The organism is Streptomyces sp. WMMB303 (assembly GCF_029351045.1).
In the GTDB taxonomy this organism is placed as follows: Bacteria; Actinomycetota; Actinomycetes; order Streptomycetales; family Streptomycetaceae; genus Streptomyces.
In genome coordinates, this window is the sequence record NZ_JARKIN010000001.1 from 1,172,834 (window position 1) to 1,198,717 (window position 25,884).

The following is a 25,884-nucleotide window of genomic DNA, read 5'->3' on the forward strand; positions in this document are numbered from 1 at the left end:
TCACCGTCGTTTCGCCGGCCGCCGCACCCGGACGGCCAGTCCCGGTCGTCTGGCCAGGCCCAACTCCGCGATACCGGACCGCAGCGCGCCGTCCAGGTCGCCGCGCACCCGGGCCAGGTCGCGGAAGTGCGCCGTCGCCCGGGCCCGGACCCTGCGGCGGGAGACGGTGACCCGCACCGCCTGCACGCCCGAGACCTCCATGGCCCGGTCCCGCAGCACCAGCGCCGCAGCGGAGCGTTCGAGTCCTGCGCGCACTCCGGGGACGTCCGGCCGCATCGTCAGCAGCGACCGCTTGCCGGGAGTGAGTGCCAGTACCAGCAGCCACAGTCCGAGTGCCGCGAGCACGGCGGCGCCCGCCAGCATGAAGACGTCGTCGAGGCGGCGGGAGGCCAGTTCGTCGGTGAGCGTCCGGCGCCAGGCCATACCCGTGCGACCGGCCCGCACGGAGGCCGCGTCGTAGAGCAGGATCCCGGTGCCGGCGAACAGCAGCAGCGCGACGACGGCGGCCGGCACCCTGCGCACCGACCAGAACCGGCCCGCCTTCCCTTCGCCCGTTCCGGGACCGCCCGTCTCCCCGGGGGGAGCGGCGTCGGAGCCGGACGGTCCGAACGCGGCGGGGGAAGCAGGCCCGGGCGCCTCCGGATCCGAGGGGCCCTCCGGAGTCTCGGGGGTCTCCGGGGGCTCGGTGGATCCGGGGGCCCCGGGGGTCTGCGGGGTCTTCTCGGACGTGGTGCCCGCTCCTGGCCGGCCGGGCCCGGCCGGGCGCGGAGCTCCTGTGTCGCCTGCTGGGGTCACTGCACCCTCCCGGAGCGTCCGCCCCCCAGCTGCGCCGAGGTCAGCCGCTCGATGTCCAGTGCCACGTCCGGCACGTCCATACCGACGAGTTCGCGCACCCGCGCGATGACGCGGCGGCGTACGGCGCCGCACTGCGCGCCCAGGTCCGAGGGGTAGCCGAGTTCCAGTCCGAGGCGTACCCGCGCGCTTTGCTCCCGCACGGTGACCGCTGTACGGCGCACCGAGCGCCCCGCCGGGAGCCGGCCGGCGGGTGGTCCGTCCCCGGCGGGGACTTGGCGCAGCGCCTCGCGTGCGGCCTGGGCGGCAACCTTGGCGACCACCCGGTCGGCGATTCTGGTCGCCCCCCGCTCACCGGCGGAGATCTGGGCATCCGTCACGGAGTCACCTGCGGCGCTCGCCGTCCCGGCCGCGGAAGAAATCCCCCGCCTCCAGGTCTCCGTCCGCGAACCGGCCCACCAGGAAGCCGACGGCCCCCAGCGCCGCGACCAGCACGAAGGCTCCGAATCCGCCGAAGTATCCGGCGAAGCCCAGCGCCAGTCCGGCGATCAGGCCGGCAAAGGCCATACTCATCGTGCGCTCCTTCGGTCGGCGCCGGAGCGGGGCACGCGGCGCTCGGTCACCTGCCCCGGTGTGCCGCGGCGGCTCATTGCACGCGGGTGCGGTCGGAGTCCTCGTCCTCGTCGTCCTCCTCGTCCGGCAGCTTGACGTCGCTCACCGCGATGTTGACCTCGACCACCTCGAGGCCGGTCATCCGCTCCACGGACGAGACGACGTTCTCCCGCACGGCGCGCGCCACATCCGCGATCGACACGCCGTAGTCGACGACGATCTCCAGGTCGAGCGCGGTCTGCACCTCGCCGACCTCGGCCTTGACGCCGCGGCTGACCGACCGGCCGCCGCCGGGGACCCGGTCGCGGACGGCGCCGAAGGTCCGGGCCATACCGCCGCCCATCGCGTGGACACCGACCACGTCGCGGGCCGCCATGCCCGCGATCTTCTCGACCACGCCGTCGGCGATGGTGGTGCGGCCCCGGACACCCGCCGCCCCCGACCCGCGGCGCCCCTGCTCGGCGCCTCCGCCGGTCTGCCGTCCGGCGGTGCCGCTGCGGTTCTCGGAGCGGTTGGACGTGCTGGTCTCGGACATCTCTGCGCCCCTCTCGGAGGTTCGAAGCGGCCTGCCGCTCCGCGCATCACCGTAGGCACAACGCGGCCGACGGCGCGCGCGCAGATCCGCTGCACTCCCCCGTGCGGGTGACCCTTGCCGCCCATACGCCCTGCGGTCCGCACGGGCGCCTCGTCGGCGCGGAAGGTTCTCTCACGGCGACGGGAACGGCGGCGGACGCGGAAGGGAAGTGCGCGCCATGGCGGCGGAACGGCTGACCACGGAGGTTCGGCAGCAGCTCGGGCTGGGACGGATCCTGCCGCTGGGCGAGGCGGCGGACGGCGTCTGGGTGGCGGAGGAGGCGGCGTTGGCGGTGCTGCACCGGTCGGTTCCCGGCGCCCGGCTGAGCGCGGTGCGGCTGGACCCCTCCGGTCCGCGCGCCACAGCCGAGTCCGCCGTACCCGCGCCCGCCGGTGCCCTGCCGCCCGGTCCGCTGACCCTGACCGCGAATCTGGCCATGTACGCCGACCGGCCCCTTCCGGCCGCGGCGGACGAGGTGCGGCGCATCCTGCTGGCGGCAGCCGAGGGGGAGCTGGGTCTGCCGCTGGAGTATGTGGACCTGCGGGTGACCGAGCTGGTGGAGGCGGACGGCGCCGGAGGAGTTCGCCGGCGGGAGGAGTCCGGCCCGCGGGAGGGCGCCCCGGCGCCCGGACGGGAGCCCACGGCGCGGGGCGCCGACCGGGACGGGCGGACGGCGGGGGCCGGAGCGGAGCAGGAGGAGGCGGCCGACCGCGTCGCCCGGGCCGTGCTCGCGGTGGAGGGCGTGGTCGGGCTCGCGCCCACGCAGGGACCGGCCTTCTCGCATGTCGCCGCGGGGCCACGGTTCAGCGCCGTCCGGATCGAGGGCGACCCGGTGGCGGGCCCGTGCCATGTGCTGCTCAGGGTGACCGTCTCGGCCACGCGCCGCGTCCTGGACACCGCGCGCGCCGCGGGAGCCGCGGCGCGCGAGGCGCTCGGTGTCTCCGGCGGAGTGACCGCGGCGGTCCTGGTGGCCGCCGTCGACCGGAGGTGAGCCGCCGACCGGATGCGAGCGCTGGTCGCTAGTCGCCGAGCCCGGCGAGATCGCGGAGGCGGCGTGCCTGGGCGGCGCGCTCGGCGGCGCGCTGCTCCTCGTAGCCGCGCGTGTCGGCACCGGCGAGCAGCGCCTTGGTCTCGACGACGGCTCCCCGCGGTGCGGCCAGCAGCGCGGCGGCCAGGTCGGTGACGGCGCCGTCGAGCTCCTCGGCGGGCACCACCAGATTGGCGAGCCCGACGCGTTCGGCCTCCTCGGCGTGGACGAAGCGGCCGGTGGCGCAGATCTCCAGGGCGCGTGCCTGACCGACCAGGTGCACCAGCGGGTATGTCCCGGTCAGGTCGGGCACCAGCCCGAGACTGGTCTCGCGCATGGCGAACTGCACGTCCCGCGCGCAGACCCGGAGGTCGCAGGCGAGCGCGAGCTGGAACCCGGCGCCGATGGCGTGCCCCTGGACCGCCGCGACACTGATGAGGTCGGGACGGCGCCACCATGTGAACGCCTCCTGGTACTCCGCGATGGCGGTGTCCAGTTCCTCGTCGGTGCCGCGCGCGAGGTCCAGGAACGACGGTTCGCCGTCGAAGCCCTCGGGTTCGAAAGCCTGCCGGTCGAGCCCGGCGGAGAAGGACTTGCCCTCGCCGCGCAGCACGACGACCCGGACCGTGCCCGGCAGCACGCGCCCCGCCTCGGCCAGCGCCCGCCAGGTGGCGGGCGTCTGCGCGTTGCGCTTGGCCGGGTTGGTGAGGGTGACCGTGGCCACCTCGCCTTCGGCAGTGACGTGTACGCCGTCCTGGTCGAGCAGGGTCATCGAGGTCCTCCGGTGGTTACCCAGCAGTATTGCCAACTGAAGAGTAACTACCGGAGGGTCCGCTCGAAAGCCTCCTCAGGAGGAGTTCGACTTCTTGCCTCGGGTCGCTCCGCCGCGTCCGCGCAGGGTCACACCCGACTCGCTGAGCATCCGGTGCACAAACCCGTAGGAACGGCCGGTCTCTTCGGCCAGCGCCCTGATGCTCGCTCCGGAGTCATACTTCTTCTTCAGGTCTGCCGCGAGCTTCTCGCGCGCGGCGCCGGTAACCCGGCTGCCCTTCTTCAGAGTCTCGGCCACCCGTGCCTCCTCATGGGAAGTGCGCTCTGTGCCTCTCATGATCACCCCTCCCTCCACATCTGGCCACCCATTCGGCAAGGTCTTCATCGGCAGCTTGGGAACTTGTGCACACCACGAGGGCCCCTGAACACGCACCTCGGTCCTTGTGCAGATGCACGTGCACGACTCGTTCCGAGTCGGGATGGTGGAGAAAAACGCAGGTCAGCGAGGTATGGATACGGTGCGCACGGCCGACTCCCGGCCGCTGCCACGCGAAGGCGGCGCGGCCGTCGGGCCGCGCCGGGGTACCAGCCGCACTCACTCAGATGAAGGATCAACTGTCGGCCGAATGATCCATCCCGGATGGATCAAGCAAGGGCGACGAGGTCCGCGTACTCCTGCCCCCACAGGTCCTCGACACCGTCCGGCAGCATGATGATCCGCTCCGGCTCCAGCGCCTCGACGGCGCCCTCGTCGTGGGTGACCAGTACGACGGCCCCGGTGAAGGTGTGCAGGGCGCCCAGGATCTCCTCGCGGCTGGCCGGGTCGAGGTTGTTGGTCGGCTCGTCCAGCAGCAGCACATTGGCCGAGGAGACGACCAGCGTGGCCAGGGCCAACCGGGTCTTCTCCCCGCCCGAGAGCACTCCGGCGGGCTTGTCCACGTCGTCACCGGAGAAGAGGAAGGAGCCCAGCGTCTTGCGGATCTCGACCAGATCCATGTCCGGCGCCGCCGAGCGCATGTTCTCCAGCACCGTGCGCTCGGGGTCCAGCGTCTCGTGCTCCTGCGCGTAGTAGCCCAGCTTCAGCCCGTGGCCGGGGACGACCTTGCCGGTGTCCGGCTCCTCGACCCCGGCCAGCAGCCGCAGCAGCGTGGTCTTGCCCGCGCCGTTGAGGCCGAGGATGACGACGCGGGAGCCCCGGTCGACGGCCAGGTCGACGCCGGTGAAGATCTCCAGCGAACCGTAGGACTTGGACAGGTCCTCGGCCATCAGCGGGGTCTTGCCGCAGGGCGCCGGATCGGGGAAGCGCAGCTTGGCGACCTTGTCGCTCTGCCGCTCGCCCTCCAGCCCGGACAGCAGCTTCTCGGCCCGGCGTGCCATGTTCTTCGCGGCGACGGCCTTGGTGGCCTTGGCCCGCATCTTGTCGGCCTGGGAGTTGAGGGCGGCCGCCTTCTTCTCCGCGTTGGCCCGCTCCCGGCGGCGGCGCTTCTCGTCGTCCTCGCGCTGGGTGAGGTACTGCTTCCAGCTCATGTTGTAGATGTCGATGGCCGACCGGGTGGCATCCAGGTAGAAGACCTTGTTGACCACCGTCTCCACCAGGTCGACGTCGTGGGAGATGACGATGAGGCCGCCGCGGTAGGTCTTGAGGAAGTCGCGCAGCCAGACGATCGAGTCGGCGTCCAAGTGGTTGGTCGGCTCGTCCAGCAGCAGGATGTCGGCGTCCGAGAAGAGGATGCGGGCCAGCTCGACGCGGCGCCGCTGACCGCCGGAGAGGGTGTGCAGCGGCTGGCCCAGCACCCGGTCGGGGAGGCCGAGACTGGCGGCGATGGTCGCCGCCTCCGCCTCGGCGGCATAGCCGCCTTTGGTGAGGAACTCGGTCTCCAGGCGCTCGTACTTCTTCATCGCCTTCTCGCGCGTGGCCCCCTTGCCGCCGGCGATGCGCTCCTCGTTCTCCTGCATCTTGCGCAGCACCACGTCCAGGCCGCGCGCGGAGAGGATGCGGTCGCGCGCGAGCACGTCGAGGTCTCCGGTGCGCGGGTCCTGCGGGAGGTAGCCGACCTCACCGCTGCTGGTGATGGAACCGGCGGCGGGCGTGCCCTCACCCGCCAGGCACTTGGTGAGCGTGGTCTTGCCCGCGCCGTTGCGCCCCACCAGGCCGATGCGGTCGCCCTTGGCGACGCGGAAGGTGGCCGACTCGATGAGGACGCGCGCTCCGGCGCGCAGCTCAAGACCGGTTGCGGTGATCACTGGAAGACTCCAAGGCAGGGCTGTGGACGTGCGTACGGAAAGAAGTGCGGAAGCGGCGTACGCACGCCTAATGCACGAGGAGATGAGGCATGCGGGCCAGTCTACCGGCGGGAGGCAAACGCTTTACCGTGCGCTGCCGCACGCCGCGGCCCTGCCGGGCCCGGCAGGAGCGGACATGCTCCGCGTCACTCCCCTCCGGTGTGCACCTGGAAGGCGGCCCGGCGCACGGCCTTGGCCAGCGCGGGGTCCGGATGCGCGGCGGCGAGCGCGACCAGGACCTGGACCGTGCGCGGGTGGCCCGTCGCCCGGACCTCCTCCAGCAGTCCGGGCACCGAGCCCTGTACGGCGGTGCCCAGATGGTCGACCAGCAGGCGCTCCTCACCGTGGTCGGTGACGGCGGCCGCGGTGTCCACCCACAGCCAGGTCGCCTCCTGCCGGGTGAGCACACCGGGTGCGCCGCCCGCGAGGTCCTCCGGGTCGGTGCCCGCCTGCTCGGCCAGCCACAGCAGCGCGTAGGGCCGCAGGGTGGGCTCCTCGGCGGCCTCCTGCACCGCCTCCTCAGCGGGCGCCCCCACCACGCGCAGCGCCTCGAAGGCCAGCCCCCGGATGAGCGCGTCCTCGCCCCGGGCGGCCTCCAGCAGCTCGGTGACCGCCGGTGAGGTGGGGCGCGCGGCGAGCCAGGCGCGGTACTCGTCCCGGGCCGGCCCCGGGGTCATCCGGGCACAGCCGCGCAGCATCTCGCCGGCGGACTGCTCGATGTTCCCGGCCGGGCTCTGCGCCGCCACGCAGATCTGCTCCAGTTTGGTCCACACCGCCCAGTTGCCGAGCGGGGTGAGAACGGCCGAGCCCTGCCGCACGCCGGTCTCCGGAGCGGGTTCCTCGTCCGCGCAGCGGGTCAGCGCACCGACGGCGCAGAGCCCGTCCAGCGCCCAGTCCAGGAGCCCGGGCAGGGCGACGCCGACCGTCGCGCGGTTCGGCTCCTGGTCGCGTTCGGCCCGCAGCTCGGCGATGCGCTGGGCGAGCAGGTCGTGGAGCAGGTCGAAGGTGACGGGGCCGCCGGAGAGGTGCATCACGGACAGGAACTGCGGCACCGCCTCGACGATCTCGGCGACCAGACTCTGCTCGTGCGGCAGCGGCGCGGGGTGCGCGAGCGACCAGGCGTCGAAGAGGGCGACCCAGCCGCGCAGCACCGCGCTGTCGTCGTGGTCCCAGGCCCGCAGCCGCCATCCGGCACGGGCGGTCTCCCCGTGGAGTTCGATGAGGCCCGCCAGCTTGGCCCGGTCCCAGTGGGCGCGCAGCACCGGGACCGTCAACCGCAGCGACTCGGCCGCGCGTTCGGTCTCGGTGCCGGACTGCGGGGAGCGGCCGGTGGCGGCGGCCCAGCGGGCCACGCGGACGGCCTCGGCGAGACAGGCGCGGGCATACCGGGCGAGCTGGTCGCGGGGCAGCACACCGTCCGGGGGCGGTGGCGTCCTGGCGGAGCGCCTGGTCGTCACAGTGCGCCGGGCGGCGGCGACGGGCTGTCGGGGAACGAGCCGGAGCCGGTTGTCCCCCGGGGTACGGGACGTCGTCACAGGAGCAGTCTTCACGCTGTGCCGTCGAAACCCAAACCTGGGGTGCCGATTCCGGTCGTTCATCCCCTCCGGCGGGCCGTCCCGGGGTGGCTGAGGAGGACTCAGGGTGACGCGCCCTCACCCGGACGGCGCGGTCCCGGAGCCGGGGAGTCCGGCTCCGGCGGGGCTTAGGATCGGCAGCCCCCGGACCGGCAGGGCCTCGGATCGACAGGGTTCCGGAGCAGCGGGGCCTCAGATCAGCGGGGTGATGAAGCGGCGCAGCGCCTCCTCGTAGCCGTCCGGGTCGGCGTTCCACATGGCGGCGTGCGGGGCGTCCGGGGTCTCGCGCAGGGAGATCAACCGGGGGCGGCGGGCGGCCAGGGCCCGGGAGCTGTCCACGGGCGCGACGGCGTCGTCGGGCCCGTGCAGCACCAGGGTGGGCACGGCCAGCTTCGCGGAGTCCACCACCGCGACGTCCCGCCCCTCGGGCAGACCGGCGCGGCCCTGCACGGCGCGCACGACGAGCGGCAGCAGCGCGCGCGGGGTACCCCGGGAGGCGGCGAGCGCGCGCACGGTGGCCGGCCAGTCCAGTACGGGCGAGTCCAGCACGAGGCCGGCCACCCGGTCCCGCAGCGGCGAGTTCGCGGCGGTGTGCAGCGCCATCGTGGCACCGCTGGACCAGCCGTGCAGGATCACCCGCCGCGCGCCGTGCTGCACGGCGTAGCGGAGGGCGGCGTCCAGGTCGCGCCACTCGGAGTTGCCCAGGTGCCCGATGCCGTCGGGGTGCGGGGGCGCGCCGGGGTCCCCGCGGTAGGCGAGGTCGAGCACCGGGACGCTGAACCGACGGTAGAAGGGGACGAGCGCCAGGGGGTGCTCGCGGGTGGCGCCGAGGCCGTGCACGGCGATCACCCAGACGCCGCGGTCGCCGGGGACGAACCAGGCCGGGAGCGGGCCGAGTTCGCCGGGGATCTCGGCGTCCGCGTACGCCGTCCCGAGCGCCTCGCCGGGGTCCCCGACGTACACCTGCGGGGTGAGGCGGACGGTGGTCCCGGCGCTCAGCCGTCCCCGGTCGACGCGGCGCAGTTCCCGTACGACGGCGTACGGGCGGGGCTGCGCGGCGGTCGCGTCGGCCAGCACCGGGCCGACGACGGCGTGCACCCCGCGCCCGGTCAGGCCGTAGACGCCGGGCAGGTTGGCGGCCAGGGAGCGGGTGACGGCGATCCTGCCGTCGTCGTGCGAGTGCACCGTCAGCCGGGTGCCCTCGAACCCCGCCGTGGGCCCGCTGCCGGCGTCTCCCCGTGGCCGCGGCGGGCGCAGCGCGGCGTCGGCCGCGTACCGTCCGGCCGCCAGGGTGGCCGCGCCGGTACCGAGCACGGTGGAAGCGGCCAGGGCCGCGGTTCGCAGGCGCATCCTCCACAGTGTTGACACGAACGGCGGCGTGAAACCAGCGGGGCGGGCCGGGAGGGTGACACCCGGCCGGGGGAACCGGGAGGGAAGCGGCAGCACGCACCGGGGTGTTGGCCGGTGGGCGGCCGCGTCACGTTGGCCCCGTGGGGACCGCTGGCTACGGTGTGACCTGTCCCACACAACAGGCGTCAGGGGGCGACACTTCGATGCCCGCCCCAGTTCACCTTCCGTTCACTCGCCGTCTTTACGTTCACGACGTCACTGCCCCTCGAACTGATTGTGCCTGGTGAATGGAACACATCACGCTTCTCATCGGGATCGTGATCGTCACGGCCTTGGTGTTCGACTTCACGAACGGCTTCCACGACACGGCCAACGCCATGGCCACGACCATCTCCACCGGGGCACTGGCCCCGCGGGCAGCGGTCGCCATGTCGGCGGTCCTCAACCTCCTCGGCGCCTTTCTGTCCATCGAGGTGGCCAAGACCATTTCCTCGGGAATCATCGACGAAGGTTCCGGCATCCGGCCCGAAGTGATCTTCGCGGGGCTGGTGGGCGCGATCATCTGGAACCTGCTGACCTGGCTCGCGGGGCTGCCCTCCAGCTCCTCGCACGCCCTGATGGGCGGACTGATCGGCGCGACACTCGCCGCCGTCGGCACCGGCGCGGTCAACGGTGACGTCGTCGTCATGAAGGTCCTCATCCCGGCGCTGGCCGCCCCCGTGGTCGCGGGCCTGGCCTCCCTGTTCGCCACCCGGCTGACCTACCGGGTCGCCCGGCACGCCGACGCGGAGCGGACCGCCAAGGGCTACCGCGCCGGGCAGATCACCTCGGCCGCACTGGTCTCCCTCGCCCACGGCACCAACGACGCGCAGAAGACCATGGGCGTCATCACGCTGGCGCTGGTCACCGGCGGCGCGCTGGCGCCCGGCTCCGACCCGCCGGTATGGGTCATCGCCTCGGCGGGGCTCGCCATCGCGCTGGGCACCTACCTGGGCGGCTGGCGCATCATCCGCACCATGGGCAAGGGCATCACCGACATCCAGCCGCCGCAGGGCTTCGCGGCCCAGACCAGCGCGGCGGCGACCATCCTGGCCTCCTCGCACATCGGTTTCTCCCTCTCCACCACCCACGTGTGCTCGGGCGCCGTGATGGGCTCCGGCCTCGGCCGCAAGGGCGGCGTGGTGCGGTGGGGAACGGCCGGCCGGATGATCGTCGGCTGGGCGCTGACCCTCCCCGCCGCCGGCGGGATCGCGGCGGGTGCCGCGCTCCTGGCCGGGCAGGGCGACTGGGGCGTGACGACGGTCGCCGTCCTCGCTCTCGCGCTCTGCGGCGCCATCTGGGCCCGCTCGCGGCGCGCACCGGTGGACCACACCAACGTCAACGGCGACTCCTCCACCGCGGTGGAGCCCACCGGGATCCCCGGCCCGGCCGCCGAACCGACGGCGGAGCCCGCACCCGTGTCCGTGCCCGCCGGTGTGGTCACCACCGCAGTCCGGGCCGTCGCCCCGCCCCCGCCGCCCGCGGGAGTGGCGGTCGGCTCCGCCGAGGAGGCAGCGGCCTCCGAGACCCCGGCCCCGCATCCGACCGACCGCCCCGCGTCGGCGAGCAGCCTCAGCTAGGCAGAAGGGACGACCGCATGCACATCGACTGGGCCGCGCTCGGCCAGGTCTTCGGCGTCAGCCTGGTGGCGACGGTGGGACTCGTCGGCATCTTCACCCTCGGCATCGTCGCCGGCTCGCCGCGCACCGCCGGCACCGCTCCCACGGCACTGGCCCGCACCGGCGCCTACGCGTGCTATGCGCTGTGCCTGGCAGCGGTGGCGTACGGCATCTACCTGATCGCGGGCTGAGCCCGCTCCCGTCCGGTCGCGGCGGCCCCCGGCAGGGCTGCCACGGCCGGACGAGCCGCGTCGGTGAGGGGGTACGGGAGCATCCCGTACCCCCTCACCGACGGCGCTGCTCGCAGCCCCGTCGCAGGTCAAGGGCGAGTTGACGGGGCCGGACCGGCGTGGTGGACTTCCGGTGCCAAACGGCGGCACGGAGAGGAAGCCGGTGCGAATCCGGCGCGGTCCCGCCACTGTCACCGGGGAGCGCCACCCCCAACGAAGCCACGGCCCGCACGGGCTGGAAGGCGGGGGATGGTGTGGATCCGGGAGCCAGGAGACTCTCGCCGCCGGTCGAGTCGAGCCAGGGCGAGGACCCTGAGTGAGGACGCCGAGATGCGTGGCTGTGCCGCCATATCCGCTGCCGACGTGCCCGCCGCCACCGCGGGGGACACCGTCGCGGGGACCGCTGTCGTGGGTGAGTGCGCCGGATCCGTCCGCTGATGGGCACCGCTGACGTCCGGGTGCGCGGGGTCCTGCTGGGGTTCGCCGCCGACGCGCTGCTGGGCGACCCGCGGCGCGGCCACCCGGTGGCCGTATTCGGCCGGGCCGCCGGAGCGCTGGAGCGCCGCCTGTGGCGCGACCACCGGGGTGCGGGCGCGCTGCACACCCTCCTCGCCGCGGGCGGCGCCGTCGCCGTGGCCGGCGCCGCGCTCCGTGCCGCACGCAGCCGGGCGGCCGCGCCGCTCCCCGAAATCGCCCTGACCGCGGCCGCCACCTGGGCCGTCCTCGGGGGGACGTCGCTGACCCGGGAGGCGCGAGCCGTGTGCGGCGCGCTGGAGGCCGGGGACCTGGAGCTGGCACGCGAGCGGCTGCCCGCGCTGTGCGGGCGCGATCCGCAGCGGCTGGAGGCGCCGGAAGTGGCCCGCGCCGTGGTCGAGTCGGTCGCGGAGAACACCTCGGACGCCGTGGTGGGGGCCCTGGTCTGGGGGGCGCTGGCGGGTGTCCCCGGTCTGATCGGCTTCCGCGCCGTCAACACGCTGGACGCGATGATCGGCCACCGCTCTCCTCGGCACCGCCGCTTCGGCTGGGCCGCCGCGCGGCTGGACGACGTGGCGGGCGGCCCGGGGGCGCGGCTGACCGCCGTGCTGGCCGCGCTCGCCGGCCCCGACCCGCGCGGTGCCCTGTGCGCCTGGCGCGCCGATGCGCACCGCCACCCCAGCCCCAACGCGGGCCCGGTCGAGGCGTCGTTCGCGGGCGCCCTCGGGGTGCGGCTGGGCGGCACCCTCGCCTACGGCGGACGGGTGGAGCACCGGCCCGTCCTCAACGCTTCCGGCCGCGCCGTACGCACCGCCGACATCGAGCGGGCCGTGCGGCTGTCGCGCCGGGTGGGGCAACTGGCCCTGGTGACGAGCTGTCTGACGGGAGCGGCGGTGGGCCGCCTGCGGCAGGGCCGCGCGGTGGGAGGAGCACGGTGAGCGGGCGCGGAACGGGCGGGCTGCTGGTCGCGGGGACGACCTCGGACGCGGGCAAGAGCGTGGTGACGGCGGGCATCTGCCGCTGGCTGGCCCGCAAGGGGATACGCGTCGCGCCGTTCAAGGCGCAGAACATGTCGCTCAATTCCTATGTCACCTCCGACGGGGCGGAGATCGGCCGCGCCCAGGCCATGCAGGCGGCAGCGGCCCGGGTGGAGCCGAGCGCGCTGATGAACCCGGTGCTGCTGAAGCCGGGCGGCGACCGCACCAGCCAGGTCGTCCTGCTGGGCAAGGCGGTCGGTGAGATGTCGGCGCGGGGCTACTTCGGGCGCCACCCGAGCGGCGCGGAGCCCACCGGGGACGGGGTGGACGGCGAGGGCGCGCCGCCCGCGGGGCGCGCGGAGCTGCTGGAGACGGTCGCGGGCTGCCTGGAGGAGCTGCGGCGCACCCACGACGCGGTCGTCTGCGAGGGCGCAGGGAGCCCTGCCGAGATCAACCTGCGGCGCAGCGACATCGTCAACATGGGGCTCGCCCGGGCCTGCCGGCTGCCGGTGCTGGTGGTCGGCGACATCGACCGGGGCGGGGTGTTCGCCTCGCTCTTCGGTACGACGGCGCTGCTGGCGCCGGAGGACCAGGCGCTGCTCGCGGGGTATCTGGTCAACAAGTTCCGCGGCGACGGCTCGCTGCTGGAGCCCGGCCTTCAGATGCTGCGGAGATTGACGGGGCGCCCCACGCTCGGCGTGCTGCCCTACCGACACGGGCTGGGCATCGACGAGGAGGACGGGCTGCGGGTGTCGCTGCGGGGAACCGTGCGCGAGTCCGCCGTCGCCGCGCCGTACGGCGCCGACGTGCTGCGGGTGGCCGTGCTGCCGGTGCCGTTGATGTCCAACTTCACGGATGTGGACGCGCTGGCGGCCGAGCCCGGCGTGGTGGTGCGGTTCAGCGACCGCCCCGAGGAGCTGGCCGACGCGGATCTGGTGGTGGTGCCGGGCACGCGCGGAACGGTCAAGGCTCTGGAGTGGGTGCGGGCACGGGGGCTGGCGGCGGCGCTGGCGCGGCGCGCGGCCGAGGGCCGGCCGGTGCTGGGGATCTGCGGCGGCTACCAGTTGCTGGGCGAGCGCATCGAGGACGACGTCGAGTCGCGGGCGGGCGAGGTCGAGGGGCTCGGACTGCTGCCGGTGCGGGTGCGGTTCGCGCCGGGCAAGACGCTGGCCCGTCCGCACGGAGTCGCGCTGGGCGAGCCGGTGGAGGGGTACGAGATCCACCACGGGGTGGCCGAGGTGCGCGGCGGCGAGCCGTTTCTGCACGCCGCTGACGGGGGTGACGCGGACGGCTGCCGGGTCGGCACCGTGTGGGGCACCCACTGGCACGGCTCGCTGGAGTCGGACGGTTTCCGCCGCGCTTTCCTGCGGCGGGTCGCCGCCGACGCGGGCCGCGCATTCGAACCGGCGCCGGACACCGCGTTCGCGGCGCTGCGAGAGGAGCAGCTCGACCGGCTGGGCGATCTGATCGAGGAGCACGCGGACACGGACGCACTGCTGCGGCTCATCGAAGACGGCGTGCCGGAGGGGCTGCCGTTCGTACCGCCGGGGGCGCCGTGAGAAGCCCCGGGCCCGGGCGGCACGGCACGGCGCGGCAGGCGCGGCACCCCGCGCCACCCGGGGCGCGCGGTTCGGCCGGCCGCCCGCCCGGCAGGGCCGGGCCGGCCGCCTCGGCCCACTCGACCAGCACAGCACGAAAGCCACTCGAAGGAGAGATCAGCGCATGAGCGCCCGGTATCCGTTCACCGCGGTCGTCGGCATGACCGACCTGCGGCTGGCCCTGCTGCTCAACGCCGTCAGCCCGGCGGTGGGCGGTGTGCTGGTGCGCGGTGAGAAGGGCACCGCCAAGAGCACCGCCGTCCGGGCCCTGGCGGACCTGCTGCCGGAGGTGCCCGTGGTGGCGGGCTGCCGGTTCAGCTGTGACCCGGCGGCGCCGGACCCGGAGTGCCCCGACGGGCCGCACGAGACGGCCGCTCCGCAGGCTCGCGCGGCGCGCATGGTCGAGTTGCCCGTCGGCGCCTCGGAGGACCGGCTGGTGGGCGCGCTGGACATCGAGCGTGCGCTCGCGGAGGGCGTGAAGGCGTTCGAGCCGGGGCTGCTGGCGGACGCGCATCGCGGCATCCTGTACGTGGATGAGGTCAATCTGCTCCACGACCACCTGATCGACGTCCTGCTGGACGCCGCCGCCATGGGCGCCTCCTACGTGGAGCGCGAGGGTGTCTCCGTCCGGCACGCCTCCCGGTTCCTGCTGGTCGGCACCATGAACCCGGAAGAGGGTGAGCTGCGCCCCCAGTTGCTCGACAGGTTCGGGCTGACGGTCGAGGTGGCGGCCTCCCGGGAGCCGGAGGAGCGGGTGGAGGTGGTGCGGCGGCGGCTCGCCCACGACGACGATCCGGTGGGCTTCGCGGCCCGCTGGGCGGACGACGAGCGGGAGTTGCGCGAGCGCGTCGCGGCGGCCCGTGCGCTGCTGCCCGCTGTCGAACTCGACGACGCGGCGCTGCGGCAGATCGCCGCCGCCTGCGCCGCGTTCGAGGTGGACGGCATGCGGGCGGACATCGTGATGGCGCGCACCGCGGTGGCGCTCGCCGCCTGGGCGGGCCGGACCCGGGTCGAGTCCGCGGACGTCCGGCAGGCGGCGCTGCTGGCGCTCCCGCACCGGCGCAGGCGCAATCCGTTCGACGCTCCGGGCCTGGACGAGGACAAGCTGGACCGCACGCTGGAGGAGAACGGCGAGCCCGACGGCGGCCCCGACAGCGGCCCCGGACCGGACGGACCGGAGGGACCCGGCGGCCCGGACGGGCCCGACGACGGTGGCCCGGACGGCGGCCCCGGTGGCGGTGGCGCGGCGCCGCCGCGGGAGGAGTCGCGGGACGACGCCGGCGGCGAGCCGTCCGTCCCCGAGCAGGCGCAGCCGGACCCCGCCGAGCAGTCCGGCCCGCAGCCCTCGCCCGGGCCCTCGGCCCAGGCACCCGACGCCGGGCAGGGCGCACCCGACCCCGACGCACCCGCGGCGCAGCAGGGCACCGCGGCCTCCGGCGAACCGTTCGCGGCGCGCACCCTGACCGTTCCGGGGCTCGGCGAGGGCGCGGCGGGCCGGCGTTCGCGGGCCCGGACCTCGCACGGCCGCACCACGGGGTCGCGCCGCCCGCACGGGACGCTGGGCAAACTGCATCTGGCCGCCACCGTGCAGGCGGCGGCCCCGCACCAGCACGCCCGAGGCCGCCGCGGCAGCGGTCTCGTCCTGCGCCGGGACGATCTGCGGGAGGCCGTGCGGGAGGGCCGCGAGGGCAATCTGGTGCTGTTCGTGGTGGACGCCTCCGGCTCGATGGCGGCCCGGCAGCGGATGGGTGCGGTCAAGGGCGCGGTGCTGTCGCTGCTGCTGGACGCCTACCAGCGGCGGGACAAGGTGGGCCTGGTGACGTTCCGGCGCGGGGCGGCCGAGGTGGCGCTGCCGCCCACCTCGTCGGTGGACGCGGCGGCGGCCCGGCTGGAGTCGCTGCCGACCGGCGGGCGCACCCCGCTGGCGGCCGGGCTGCTGCGGGCGCGGGAGGTGCTGCGGGTCGAGCGGCTGCGGGACCCGGCCCGGCGGCCGCTGCTGGTCACCGTCACGGACGGGCGCGCGACGGGCGGCCCGGAGCCGCTGGTGCGGGCCCGGCAGGCGGCGCGGCTGCTGGCGGCGGACGGCACCGCCTCGGTGGTCGTGGACTGCGAGGCGGGGCACGTGCGGCTGGGGCTGGCCCGCGAGCTGGCCGCCGAACTGGGCGGCGAGGCGGTCACGTTGGAGGAGCTGCGCGCGGATGCGGTGACGGACCTGGTCCGGCACACGACGGACGCACGGAGCGGACGGCAGGCAGGCAAGCACACAGGGAGGGCCGCATAGTGCCGAAGGGACAGCCGGAGGTCGTGCCCAGGGACGGTCTCACCACCCGCCAGCGGCGCAACAGGCCGCTGGTGGCGGTCCACACCGGCGTCGGCAAGGGCAAGTCGACGGCCGCCTTCGGGCTGGCGCTGCGCGCCTGGAACCAGGGGTGGCCGATCGGGGTGTTCCAGTTCGTCAAGTCCGCGAAGTGGCGGGTCGGCGAGGAGCGCGCCCTGAAGGTGCTCGGCGACTCGGGCGAGGGCGGCAGCGTGACCTGGCACAAGATGGGCGAGGGCTGGTCCTGGATCCAGCGCAACGTCCAGGACGGCAAGATGGGCAGCGAGGCGGCCGCCCGGGAGGGCTGGGAGCAGGTCAAGCGGGACCTTGCGGCCGAGACCTACCGGCTGCTGGTGCTGGACGAGTTCGCCTACCCCATGCACTGGGGCTGGGTGGACCCGGCGGAGGTCGTGGCCGTGCTGCGGGACCGCCCCGGTACCCAGCACGTGGTGATCACCGGCCGGAACGCGCCGCAGCAGTTGATCGACGCGGCCGATCTGGTCACCGACATGTCGAAGGTCAAGCACCCCATGGACGCGGGACAGAAGGGGCAGAGGGGCATCGAGTGGTGAGGGGCACCGCTGCCGGGCGGCCGGGAGCCGCCGCGTGATCCGTACCCCGCGCCTGGTGATCGCCGCGCCGTCCTCCGGCAGCGGGAAGACGACCGTGGCCACCGGGCTGATGGCGGCGTTCGCCGCGCGGGGGCTGGCCGTCTCGCCGCACAAGGTGGGACCCGACTACATCGACCCCGGCTACCACGCGCTGGCGACCGGCCGCCCGGGCCGCAACCTGGACGCCTATCTGTGCGGCCCGGAGCGGATCGCCCCGCTGCTGGGCCATGCCGCCGGCGGCGCGGATCTCGCCGTCGTCGAGGGCGTGATGGGACTGTACGACGGCGCCGCCGGGCAGGGCGAGCTGGCGTCGACCGCGCACGTCGCCAAGCTGCTGCGGGCCCCGGTGGTGCTGGTGGTGGACGGCTCCTCGCAGTCGCGCTCGGTGGCCGCGCTGGTGCACGGCTTCGCCTCCTGGGACCCGCAGGTGCGGGTCGCCGGGGTGGTGCTCAACAAGGTGGGCTCGGACCGGCACGAGGAGTTGCTGCGGGAGGCCCTGGAGGGCTCGGGCGTGCCGGTGCTGGGGGTGCTGCGCCGCACCAGGGCGGTGCGTGCGCCCTCCCGGCACCTGGGGCTGGTGCCGGTCGCGGAGCGGCGCGCGGAGGCGGTGGAGTCGGTGGCGGCCCTCGCGGAGCAGGTGCGCACCGGCTGCGATCTGGACGCGCTGCTGGCGGTGGCGCGGCAGGCGCCGCCGCTGCCCGAGGAGGCGTGGGACCCGGCCGCCGCGCTGGAGGCGCCGCCGGTGGCCCGGGCGCCGCGGGTGGCGGTGGCCGGCGGCGAGGCGTTCACCTTCTCCTACGCCGAGCACAGCGAACTGCTGCGGGCCGCGGGTGCCGAGGTCGTCCCCTTCGATCCGCTGCGGGACCGGGCGCTGCCGCACGGCACGGCGGGGCTGGTCGTCGGTGGCGGCTTCCCCGAGGTATACGCACCGGAGTTGGCCGAAAACCGACCCCTGCGGGAGCAGATCGCGGCCTTCCGCGGACCGATAGCCGCCGAGTGCGCCGGGCTCCTCTACCTCGCGCGGGAGCTGGACGGCAAGCCGATGTGCGGGATGCTCGACGCGCACGGGCGGATGGCCGAGCGGCTGACGCTGGGCTACCGCGAGGCGGTGGCCGTGGCCGACAGCGCCCTGGCCGAGGCGGGCACCCGGGTACGCGGGCACGAGTTCCACCGCACCGAACTGCTGCCGGGCGCCGGGCAGGTGCCCGCCTGGGGGCTGGTGCGGCCCGAACGCCGCGTCGAGGGCTTCGTCCAGGGCAACGTGCACGCCTCCTACCTGCATGTGCACTGGGCCGCCGCACCGCGGATGGCGACCCGGTTCGCGGCGCGCTGCGCGGCACGGTGGGAGGCCGCAAGCCCGGCGGGAAGTGCCCTATGACCGCTCCGGGTACGGTCGCCGGGCCCCGGCTCGTCACCGTCGGCGTCGGCACCTGCGCCGGGGTGCACGCCGAGGAGGTGCTGGACGTGGTGGTGAGCGTGCTGGCCGCCGCGCGCACGGCCGCCGGGACCGGCAGCCACGAGCCGCTCCCCAGGGGCGGCTCCGGCGTGGCGACGGCGCTCGCGACCGTCCAGGCGCGGGCTGCCGAGCCCGGCCTGCTGGCGGCGGCCCGGCGTCTGGACCTGCCGCTGCTCGCCTACGACGCGCGGACGCTGGCCCGGGTGCGGGTGCCGCACCCTTCGGACTTCTCCCGCGCGGCCGTGGGCACACCGTCGGTCGCCGAGGCGGCGGCTCTGCTGGCCTGCGGGGGCGGCAGCGGAAGGACCGTGCAGGGCGGCGCCCCGGTGCTGCTGGTGCCGAAGACGAAGTCGCGTCCGGCGGCGGGCGCCCCGGTGCGCGCCACCGCCGCCGTCGCCGCCCTCGCCGTCCCGGGGCGGGAGCGGTGAACGGGCACCGGCCCGGCGCGTTCGGGGACGCAGCGGCGGCAGCGGACGGGCTGCGGCACCACGGGGACGCGGAAGTGCGCGGCGACGGTGCCGGGTTGACCGACCTGGCCGTCAACGTGCGCACCGGCACGCCCCCGGCATGGCTGCGGGAGCGGCTGGCGGCCTCGCTGGCGACGCTGGCCGCCTACCCCGACGGCGGTCCCGCCCGCGCCGCGGTGGCCGAGCGGCACGGGCTGCCCGTGGACCGGGTGCTGCTGACGGCGGGCGCCGCGGAGGCGTTCGTGCTGCTCGCCCGGGCCCTTCCGGCCCGCCGCCCGGTCGTGGTGCACCCGCAGTTCACCGAGCCGGAGGCGGCCCTGCGGGACGCGGGCCACCGGGTGGAGCGGGTGCTGCTGGGGCCGCAGGACGGGTTCCGGCTGGCGGCGGACGCCGTGCCGGCCGAGGCCGATCTGGTGGTGGTCGGCAACCCCACCAACCCGACATCCGTGCTGCACCCCGCCGCGGCACTGGCGCGACTCGCCCGCGAGGGACGCACGCTGATCGTCGACGAGGCGTTCATGGACGCGGTACCCGAGGAGCGGGAGTCGCTGGTGCCGCTGCTCGCCCGACTGCCCGGGCGGACGGTCGTACTGCGCAGCCTGACCAAGACCTGGGGGCTGGCCGGACTGCGGGTCGGCTATGCGCTCAGCGATCCGGCGACCGTGGGCGCCCTGGCCCGTCAGCAGCCGCTGTGGCCCGTCTCCACCCCGGCACTGGTCGCGGCACAGGCGTGCACCGCCCCCGCGGCGCTGGCCGAGGCGGAGGCGGCCGCCCTCCGGTTCACGGCGGACCGCGACCGGTTGCGGAAGCGGCTGGCGCCGCTCGCCGCGGCCGGGCTGGGGGAGGCGACCCCGGCACCGCAGGGCCCGTTCCTGCTGGTGCGGCACCCCCGCGCCGCCGCGCTGCGCGACCGGCTGCGGGAGCTGGGGTTCGCCGTGCGGCGCGGGGACACCTTCCCCGGGCTCGGCCCGGAGTGGTTCCGGGTGGCGGTGCGCGACCCGGCGACGACCGACCGGTTCGCGGCGGCGCTGGAGCGGGCGCTGGAGACACCACACGCCGCGGGCGCGCGCTGAGCCGCCCCGCACGCGGCCCGACCGAAGGCGGAACGACCGAAGGAGGAACGCCATGCCCACCGTGCTGCGGCACCCCGGCACCGTGCTGAGGGACCACGTCTTCGCCGTCCCGCTGGATCACGCACGGCCGGACGGCGAGCAGATCGAGGTGTTCGCACGCGAGGTGGTCGCCGCGGGCCGCCAGGACGAGGAACTGCCATGGCTGCTGTTCCTCCAGGGCGGGCCCGGCAACGGTGCGCCGCGTCCGGTCGGCCGGGCCGACTGGCTCCAGGTCGCACTGCGGCACTACCGGGTGCTGCTGCTCGATCAGCGCGGCACCGGGCGCTCCTCCCCCGCCAACCGGCAGTCCCTCGCGGCGCGCGGCACCGCACGGCAGCAGGCCGACCACCTGGCGCACTTCCGCGCCGACTCGATCGTCCGGGACGCGGAGCTGATCAGGAAGCGGCTGCTGGGCGAGGACGTGCCGTGGTCGACGCTCGGGCAGAGCTTCGGCGGCTTCTGCACCCTCACCTACCTCTCGCTCGCGCCCGAGGGGGTCCGGGAGGCGTTCGTGACGGGCGGTCTGCCCGGGCTGCGCACCGGCCCGGAGGACGCCTACCGCGCGGCCTACCCGCGGGTGGCCGCCAAGAACGCGGCGCACTACGCGCGCTACCCGCGGGACGTGGCGGCGGCGCGGCGGATCGCGGCCCACCTGGCGGAGCAGGAGGTGCGGCTCCCGGACGGGAGCCCGCTGACGGTGGAGCGATTCCAGTACCTCGGCATGCTGCTGGGCGAGGGCTCGGGTTCGCACCGGCTGCACTACCTGCTGGAGGACGCCTGGATCGGGGGCGCGGCGGGGCCGGAGCTGTCGGACGGCTTCCTGGAGGGCGTGCGGGCCCAGGTCTCGTCGGCGGCCAACCCGCTCTTCGCCGCGCTGCACGAACCGATCTGGGCGCAGCGCTCGGTGAGCACCGCCGGTACCCGGTGGGCCGCGCAGCGGGTGCGCGCGGAGTTCCCCGAGTTCGACGCGAGGCGCGCGTCGGACGGGGACGGGCCGGTGCTCTTCACCGGGGAGATGATCTACCCGTGGATGTTCGACCTCGACCCGGCGCTGGTACCGCTGCGCGAGGCGGCATGGCTGCTGGCGGAGCGCGGCGACTGGCCGGACCTCTACGACACGCGGCGGCTGGCCCGCAACGAGGTGCCGGTGTACGCGGCCGTCTACCACGACGACATGTACGTCGACCGCGACGACTCGCTGGCGACCGCGCGCGCCGTGGCCGGGCTGCGCACCTGGGTGACCGACGAGTGGGAGCACGACGGGCTGCGGGTCAGCGGGGGCACGGTGCTGGAGCGCCTGGTGGCGATGGCCCGCGGCGAGGTGTGAGGCCCCGGGCACCGGGTCGGGCCGACGGGGCGCGTCAGCGGCCCTCGGTGCGGCGGGCCGAGCGCCACTCCCGTACCGCGCTCTCCACGTCGAAGGGGGCGAGGCGGTGCGGCGGGCCCTCCGGGGGGTGGCGGACGGCCTCGTCGATCTTCTCGTTGATCTCGGTGAGGATCCGCCGCACCTCCGCCTCGGAGCGCGCCCGCGCGGCCTGTTCCCGGGCCTCCTGCGCCTCCTTGCGGAGCGCGAGCGAGGGCGGCAGGTAGGAGAGGTTCTCGTCGCGCATCTTGCGCTCGACCCACCACTGTTCGGTGTACGGCTTGTCCAGGCCGGGCAGCGGTTTCCCGGTGCCGGGCAGGTCGGCGAACTCGCCGCGCTCCTCGGCCTCCCTGATCTGCCGGTCGGCCCAGCTCTCGAAGCTGATTCCGGGCGGCTTGCGTTCCGTCATGGCGCATCCTTCGCTTCGGGTTCGCCGTCGGTGGTCGACTGCCGACGGTCGCCGTGGCGGGCGTCGCCCCCAGTGTCCCAGGCGCCGACGCGTGCGGACAGACGGCTTCGCGCGACGCGCACGCAACCGGCCCTCCCTGGCGACCCGGTGCGCTATCGGCGGCTGCGGGCGAGGAGGTGGAGGAAGTACGGCGTACCGATCACGGCGGTCACCAGTCCGGCGCCCAGCTGGGCGGGGGCGATCACGGTGCGGCCCAGCAGGTCGGCGGAGCCGACCAGGATGGCGCCGAGCAGTACCGCGACCGGGATCACCCGGTGGTGCTGCCTGCCCACCAGGGCGCGGGCCGCGTGCGGGGCGACGAGCCCGACGAAGCCGATGGCGCCGGCGGCCGCCACCGCGGAGGCGCTGAGCACCACGCTCAGGGCGAGGAAGCCGAGCCGGGCCCGTGCCAGGTTCAGCCCGAGGAGCCGCGGGGTGTCCTCGTCGAGCGACACCAGGTCGAGTTCTCTGCGCCGGGCGACCGCGACGGCGACGCCGACGGCGAGCACGGCCGCGAGGGGTATCGCGTCGGCCAGGGTCCGCCCGTAGGTGGAACCCGACAGCCAGGTGAGGGCTTTGACGGCGTTGAACGGGTCGGTGAGGATGATGAGCAGGCTGATCAGCGCGGCGGTCCCGGTGGCGAAGCCGAACCCGACGAGGACCAGCCGGTTCTGCCGGAAGCCGCCCCGGGCGGCGAGTCCGAAGACGAGCACGGCGGTGAGCGCGGCGCCCGCGAACGCCGCACCGGCCACGCTCCACGATCCGGCCAGGGGCACCGTCGTCACCAGGGCCACGGCGCCCAGTGCGGCGCCGCCGGAGACGCCCAGGACGTACGGCTCGGCGAGTGGGTTGCGGGTCACGGCCTGGACGAGCGTCCCGGCCAGCGCGAGCGCCGCACCGGTGAGCAGCGCGCAGAGCGCCCTGGGCACCCGGGTGTCCAGCACGAACGACACGGTCCGGCCGGCCCTGCCCTGGGCCCAGTTGAGCACGTCGCCCAGCAGCAGCTTGGCGTCTCCCAGCAGGACGGCGGCGACGGCCACTCCGACGAGCACCGCCACCAGGACGGCCGCGGTGGCGAGGAAGGCGGCCCGGCTGCGCAGGCGCAGCCGGTCCTGGGCTGCCGCTCCGGCCGTGTCCCGCACCCGGGTGGCCATCGCGATCAGGAAAACGGCGCCGACGAGGCTGGTGACGACGCCGGTCGGCACCGCGACCGCGGTGTCCGCGGGCACGAGGGCACGCAGCAGCACGTCCGAACCGAGCACCAGCGCCGCTCCGGCCAGCCCCGCCGCGGGAATGCGGGCACGCGCCCGGGCGAAGGCGCGGTACCGGCGGGTGAGGGGGCGGACGAGGGCGGGGGCGCACAGTCCGACGAAGCCGATCGGCCCCGCGAGGGTGACGGCCGCGGCGGACAGCAGCGTCGCGAGGACGACGCCGGTGACGCGGGTGGCGCGGACGGGGACACCGAGGCCGCGGGCCGCGTCGTCGCCGAGGGCCAGGGCGTCGACCCGGCGCGCGGCCAGCAGCAGCCCGAGGAAGGCGACCAGGCCGATGGGCGCCAGTTGCAGCACACCGTCGAACCCGTGCTGTGCGATGCTGCCCTGCTTCCACTGGTAGAGGCCGTGGGTCTCCTCGGGGTAGAGCAGCAGCAGCGCCTGGGTGACGGCGGTCAGGCCGAGCGTCAGGGCGCTTCCGGCGAGCACGAGCCGTACGGTGCCCGCGCCCAGGCCGGACAGCCCGAGCACGACGGCGGCCGCCGCGAGGCCCCCGGCGAACGCGATGCCGGAGGAGGCGAACAGCGGGAGCGAGATGCCGGTGGCGGCGGCCAGCCCGAGCGCCAGGTAGGAACCCGCGTTGACCGCGAGGGTGTCGGGGGAGCTGAGCACGTTGCGGCTGACCGCCTGCAGGGCGGCACCGGCCGCGCCCAGTACGGCGCCGACGAGCAGCCCCGCGGTCATCCGCGGCAGCCGGGAGGCGATCACGACGGAGGCGTCGGCGGGGTCCGCCCGGCCGGTCAGCGCCTTCCAGACCTCGGGGGCGCCGACCGAGGCGGTGCCCTGGGTGATGTCGACGAGCGCGAGGCCCGCCACGAGCAGGAGCAGAGCGGCCGCCACCGCGGCCGCGCCCTTCCGGGCCGGGCCCTCCCGGGTTCCGGCCTCGGGGGGCGCGGCCGGCGTAGGAGGGCCGGAGGGGGTCGCGGTGACGGTCATGCGCTACTCCGCCAGAGCTTCGACGACCGCGTCGACGTACTGGTTCATCGACTCGGGACCGCCGAACATCCAGATGCCGTCGGGCAGCCGGTGCACGTTGCCCTTCTTGACGAAGGGCAACGACTTCCACACGGAGTCGTCGGCGAGGGCGCCGGTGAACGGTGTGCTGCTCTTGTCGTCGTCGTTGCCGATGTAGGCGAAGTGGACGTCGTCGTCGAGTTCGGTGAGACCCTCGACGTCGGTGCTGCCGAGGCCGTACGTCTTGTCGCCCTTGACCTTCCAGCCGTTCCTCAGGCCGAGCTTCTCGTTGACGGCTCCGGTGAGCGAGCCGCTGGTGAAGGGCCTGATGGAGACCTGGTTGGAGTTGACGTAGCCGTCGGCGAAGGCGTACTCGGCGCCCTCCAGACCGGCGTCGGCGAGGGCCTTCCTGCCGTCGGCGAGGTGCGCGTCGAAGTCCTTCTCGATCTTCTCGGCCCGCTTCGTGGTGCCGGTGGCCTTGGCGATCAGGTCGAGGTTGTCCTTCATGTGCCCGATCGGGTCGGAGGCGTCGGCGGACTGCACCTCCAGCACCGGGGCGATTCTGCGCAGCTGCTTGACGGCCTTGGGCGGCAGGTCGGTGCTGGCGACGACGAGGTCGGGCTTCAGGGCTGCGACGGTGTCCATGCTGGGCTCGCCGCGGGTGCCGATGTCCCTGGGCTCGTTCTTCAGCGGTGCCGCGGTGTCCCAGGTCCGGTAGCCCTTGACGTCGGCGACGCCGACCGGGTCGACGCCCAGCGACACCAAGAGTTCGACCTCGTGCCACTCGGTTCCGACGACCCTCTTGGCGGGCGCGTCGAGTTCGACCTTCTTGCCGGAGGCGCCGGTGAGGGTGACGGGGTCGCTCTTCTTCCCGTCGTCGTCGGCCGCCGGCTCGGTGGTGCCGCAGGCGGTCAGGGTGAGTGCCGCGGCGACGGCCGCGGCGGTCAGGAGGAGGTGTCTCATGCGGTGCGGAGCCTCTCGTTTCGCGAGTGGTGCCGGCCGATCGCGCGGGTGCGCAGCCGGCCGGTGCGGGGATCGGTGTCGACGTCGATGCGGATGCCGTAGATGTCGGTGAGCCGCTGGGGCGTCAGCACGTCCTCGGGGAGGCCGTCGGCGGCGATCCGCCCCGCGTCCAGCAGGACGATCCGGTCGGCGACGGCTGCGGCCTGGTCGAGGTCGTGCAGGACGGCGCCGACGGCGACACCGTGGTCGTCGGCCAGGTCCCGGACGAGGTCGAGGAGTTCGACCTGGTACCGCAGGTCGAGGTAGGTGGTCGGCTCGTCGAGGAGCAGCAGTCCGGTGTCCTGGGCGAGGCAGCTCGCCAGCCACACCCGCTGGAGCTGGCCTCCGGAGAGGTGCTCGGCGCCCCGTTCGGACAGGTCCGCGAGGCCCGCCAGGGCCAGCGCGCGGTCCACGGCGGCCCGGCCGTCCGGATCCGCCTTGCCCCAGCGGCCGCGGTAGGGGTAGCGGCCGAACTCGACGACGTCCCGTACGGTCAGTCCGCTGGGGGTGGGCCGCCCCTGGGTCAGCAGCGTGACCCGGCGGGAGAACTCGCGCGGGGTCAGGGCCATGCCGTCGGTTCCGCCGTCGAGGGTGAGCGTCGCGCTCCGCGGCCGCTGCAGCCGGGCGAGGGTGCGCAGCAGCGTCGACTTCCCGCTGCCGTTCGGCCCCACCAGGACGGTCACGACGCCGGGGCGCAGCGTCAACGAGGCGTCATGGACGACGTCGACGCCGTCGTAGGCCACGGTGACGCCCGTGGCGGACAGCTCATGACCGCGGGGGCGCCGCGCCTTCGGGGTCTCTTCACCGGCATTCACCCGGCAAAGGTTAGCCTACCCTTACCACCCCTTCGGAGCGGGGTACTCCGTATACGCCGGACGACAACGCGCCGATCCCGGACCGAGCGGTACCGGGCCCGGGGACCCCGCCGCCCCGGCGGACCGGTCGACGCGGTGCGCGGGCAGC

Annotated in this window: 24 protein-coding genes and 1 riboswitch; of the genes, 11 read left to right on the plus strand and 13 right to left on the minus strand. The window is 75.0% G+C overall.

Going from position 1 to position 25,884, the window contains the following annotated elements; genetic code table 11:
* The 4 genes from P2424_RS05375 to P2424_RS05390 all read right to left on the minus strand — a co-directional run bounded on the left by P2424_RS05375 (position 1) and on the right by P2424_RS05390 (position 1,939).
* Complete coding sequence (locus P2424_RS05375) at positions 1 to 795, minus strand: DUF6286 domain-containing protein (RefSeq protein ID WP_276474639.1); 795 nt, start codon at positions 793 to 795, stop codon at positions 1 to 3.
* A complete protein-coding gene (locus P2424_RS05380) occupies positions 792 to 1,172 on the minus strand; it encodes an Asp23/Gls24 family envelope stress response protein (protein WP_276474640.1) in 381 nt (126 codons plus the stop codon). Before P2424_RS05380 ends, P2424_RS05375 begins: the two co-directional genes overlap by 4 nt.
* Before the next feature lie 4 nt (positions 1,173 to 1,176).
* Complete coding sequence (locus P2424_RS05385; protein WP_026004925.1) at positions 1,177 to 1,365, minus strand: hypothetical protein; 189 nt, start codon at positions 1,363 to 1,365, stop codon at positions 1,177 to 1,179.
* A 73-nt stretch (positions 1,366 to 1,438) separates the two neighbouring features.
* Positions 1,439 to 1,939 carry an Asp23/Gls24 family envelope stress response protein gene (locus P2424_RS05390; protein WP_276474641.1) on the minus strand — a complete coding sequence of 167 codons (501 nt, stop codon included), beginning with the start codon at positions 1,937 to 1,939 and terminating at the stop codon, positions 1,439 to 1,441.
* 217 nt (positions 1,940 to 2,156) lie between these two features.
* On the opposite strand from P2424_RS05390, the gene P2424_RS05395 reads away from it, so the two are divergent.
* Positions 2,157 to 2,969, plus strand: coding sequence for a hypothetical protein (locus P2424_RS05395; protein ID WP_276474642.1), 813 nt, complete (start codon positions 2,157 to 2,159; stop codon positions 2,967 to 2,969).
* Between the two features lie 28 nt (positions 2,970 to 2,997).
* On the opposite strand, the gene P2424_RS05400 is transcribed toward P2424_RS05395, so the two are convergent.
* The 5 genes from P2424_RS05400 to P2424_RS05420 form a co-directional block, all read right to left on the minus strand.
* A complete protein-coding gene (locus P2424_RS05400; protein WP_276474643.1) occupies positions 2,998 to 3,777 on the minus strand; it encodes an enoyl-CoA hydratase/isomerase family protein in 780 nt (259 codons plus the stop codon).
* A gap of 75 nt (positions 3,778 to 3,852) precedes the next feature.
* Entirely contained in the window at positions 3,853 to 4,074 is a 222-nt protein-coding gene (locus P2424_RS05405) for a helix-turn-helix domain-containing protein (RefSeq protein WP_276474644.1), read from the minus strand.
* A 347-nt stretch (positions 4,075 to 4,421) separates the two neighbouring features.
* Positions 4,422 to 6,020 (minus strand): ABC-F family ATP-binding cassette domain-containing protein, encoded by a 1,599-nt coding sequence (locus P2424_RS05410; RefSeq protein ID WP_276474645.1) that lies wholly within the window; start codon positions 6,018 to 6,020, stop codon positions 4,422 to 4,424.
* A 185-nt stretch (positions 6,021 to 6,205) separates the two neighbouring features.
* On the minus strand, positions 6,206 to 7,471 hold the full coding sequence (locus tag P2424_RS05415) for a hypothetical protein (protein ID WP_276478836.1): 1,266 nt from the start codon (positions 7,469 to 7,471) through the stop codon (positions 6,206 to 6,208).
* 354 nt (positions 7,472 to 7,825) lie between these two features.
* Positions 7,826 to 8,983, minus strand: a complete 1,158-nt coding sequence (locus P2424_RS05420) for an alpha/beta fold hydrolase (protein WP_276474646.1) — start codon at positions 8,981 to 8,983, stop codon at positions 7,826 to 7,828.
* A gap of 287 nt (positions 8,984 to 9,270) precedes the next feature.
* Here P2424_RS05420 and P2424_RS05425 point away from each other — a divergent pair, with 287 nt between their 5' ends.
* The 10 genes from P2424_RS05425 to P2424_RS05470 all read left to right on the plus strand — a co-directional run bounded on the left by P2424_RS05425 (position 9,271) and on the right by P2424_RS05470 (position 21,210).
* Complete coding sequence (locus P2424_RS05425) at positions 9,271 to 10,602, plus strand: inorganic phosphate transporter (protein ID WP_276474647.1); 1,332 nt, start codon at positions 9,271 to 9,273, stop codon at positions 10,600 to 10,602.
* Between the two features lie 17 nt (positions 10,603 to 10,619).
* Positions 10,620 to 10,832 (plus strand): hypothetical protein, encoded by a 213-nt coding sequence (locus P2424_RS05430; RefSeq protein WP_276474648.1) that lies wholly within the window; start codon positions 10,620 to 10,622, stop codon positions 10,830 to 10,832.
* 191 nt (positions 10,833 to 11,023) lie between these two features.
* Positions 11,024 to 11,149, plus strand: a riboswitch (cobalamin riboswitch).
* Between the two features lie 159 nt (positions 11,150 to 11,308).
* A complete protein-coding gene (locus P2424_RS05435) occupies positions 11,309 to 12,283 on the plus strand; it encodes a cobalamin biosynthesis protein (protein ID WP_276474649.1) in 975 nt (324 codons plus the stop codon).
* Positions 12,280 to 13,881 carry a cobyric acid synthase gene (locus tag P2424_RS05440; RefSeq protein WP_276474650.1) on the plus strand — a complete coding sequence of 534 codons (1,602 nt, stop codon included), beginning with the start codon at positions 12,280 to 12,282 and terminating at the stop codon, positions 13,879 to 13,881. Before P2424_RS05435 ends, P2424_RS05440 begins: the two co-directional genes overlap by 4 nt.
* A 163-nt stretch (positions 13,882 to 14,044) precedes the next feature.
* Positions 14,045 to 16,201 (plus strand): putative cobaltochelatase, encoded by a 2,157-nt coding sequence (locus P2424_RS05445; protein WP_276474651.1) that lies wholly within the window; start codon positions 14,045 to 14,047, stop codon positions 16,199 to 16,201.
* Entirely contained in the window at positions 16,201 to 16,809 is a 609-nt protein-coding gene (gene cobO, locus P2424_RS05450) for a cob(I)yrinic acid a,c-diamide adenosyltransferase (RefSeq protein WP_276474652.1), read from the plus strand. The genes P2424_RS05445 and cobO overlap by 1 nt, the downstream gene beginning before the upstream one ends.
* Positions 16,810 to 16,843: 34 nt before the next feature.
* On the plus strand, positions 16,844 to 18,226 hold the full coding sequence (locus P2424_RS05455; protein WP_276474653.1) for a cobyrinate a,c-diamide synthase: 1,383 nt from the start codon (positions 16,844 to 16,846) through the stop codon (positions 18,224 to 18,226).
* Positions 18,223 to 18,732: a cobalamin biosynthesis protein gene (locus P2424_RS05460; RefSeq protein WP_346660067.1), complete on the plus strand. Its 510-nt coding sequence runs from the start codon at positions 18,223 to 18,225 to the stop codon at positions 18,730 to 18,732. The genes P2424_RS05455 and P2424_RS05460 overlap by 4 nt, the downstream gene beginning before the upstream one ends.
* Entirely contained in the window at positions 18,729 to 19,844 is a 1,116-nt protein-coding gene (gene cobC, locus P2424_RS05465; RefSeq protein ID WP_276478837.1) for an Rv2231c family pyridoxal phosphate-dependent protein CobC, read from the plus strand. Before P2424_RS05460 ends, cobC begins: the two co-directional genes overlap by 4 nt.
* Before the next feature lie 52 nt (positions 19,845 to 19,896).
* Entirely contained in the window at positions 19,897 to 21,210 is a 1,314-nt protein-coding gene (locus P2424_RS05470; RefSeq protein WP_276474654.1) for an alpha/beta fold hydrolase, read from the plus strand.
* 34 nt (positions 21,211 to 21,244) lie between these two features.
* Here the strand turns inward: P2424_RS05470 and P2424_RS05475 are convergent, their stop codons facing one another.
* From P2424_RS05475 to P2424_RS05490, 4 genes are all read right to left on the minus strand, one after another.
* Positions 21,245 to 21,655: a DUF1992 domain-containing protein gene (locus P2424_RS05475; protein ID WP_276474655.1), complete on the minus strand. Its 411-nt coding sequence runs from the start codon at positions 21,653 to 21,655 to the stop codon at positions 21,245 to 21,247.
* Positions 21,656 to 21,807: 152 nt separating this feature from the next.
* A complete protein-coding gene (locus P2424_RS05480) occupies positions 21,808 to 23,901 on the minus strand; it encodes an iron ABC transporter permease (protein ID WP_276474656.1) in 2,094 nt (697 codons plus the stop codon).
* 3 nt (positions 23,902 to 23,904) lie between these two features.
* Positions 23,905 to 24,882 carry an iron-siderophore ABC transporter substrate-binding protein gene (locus P2424_RS05485; protein WP_276474657.1) on the minus strand — a complete coding sequence of 326 codons (978 nt, stop codon included), beginning with the start codon at positions 24,880 to 24,882 and terminating at the stop codon, positions 23,905 to 23,907.
* Entirely contained in the window at positions 24,879 to 25,736 is an 858-nt protein-coding gene (locus P2424_RS05490) for an ABC transporter ATP-binding protein (RefSeq protein WP_276474658.1), read from the minus strand. Before P2424_RS05490 ends, P2424_RS05485 begins: the two co-directional genes overlap by 4 nt.
* Between the last annotated feature and the right edge of the window lie 148 nt (positions 25,737 to 25,884).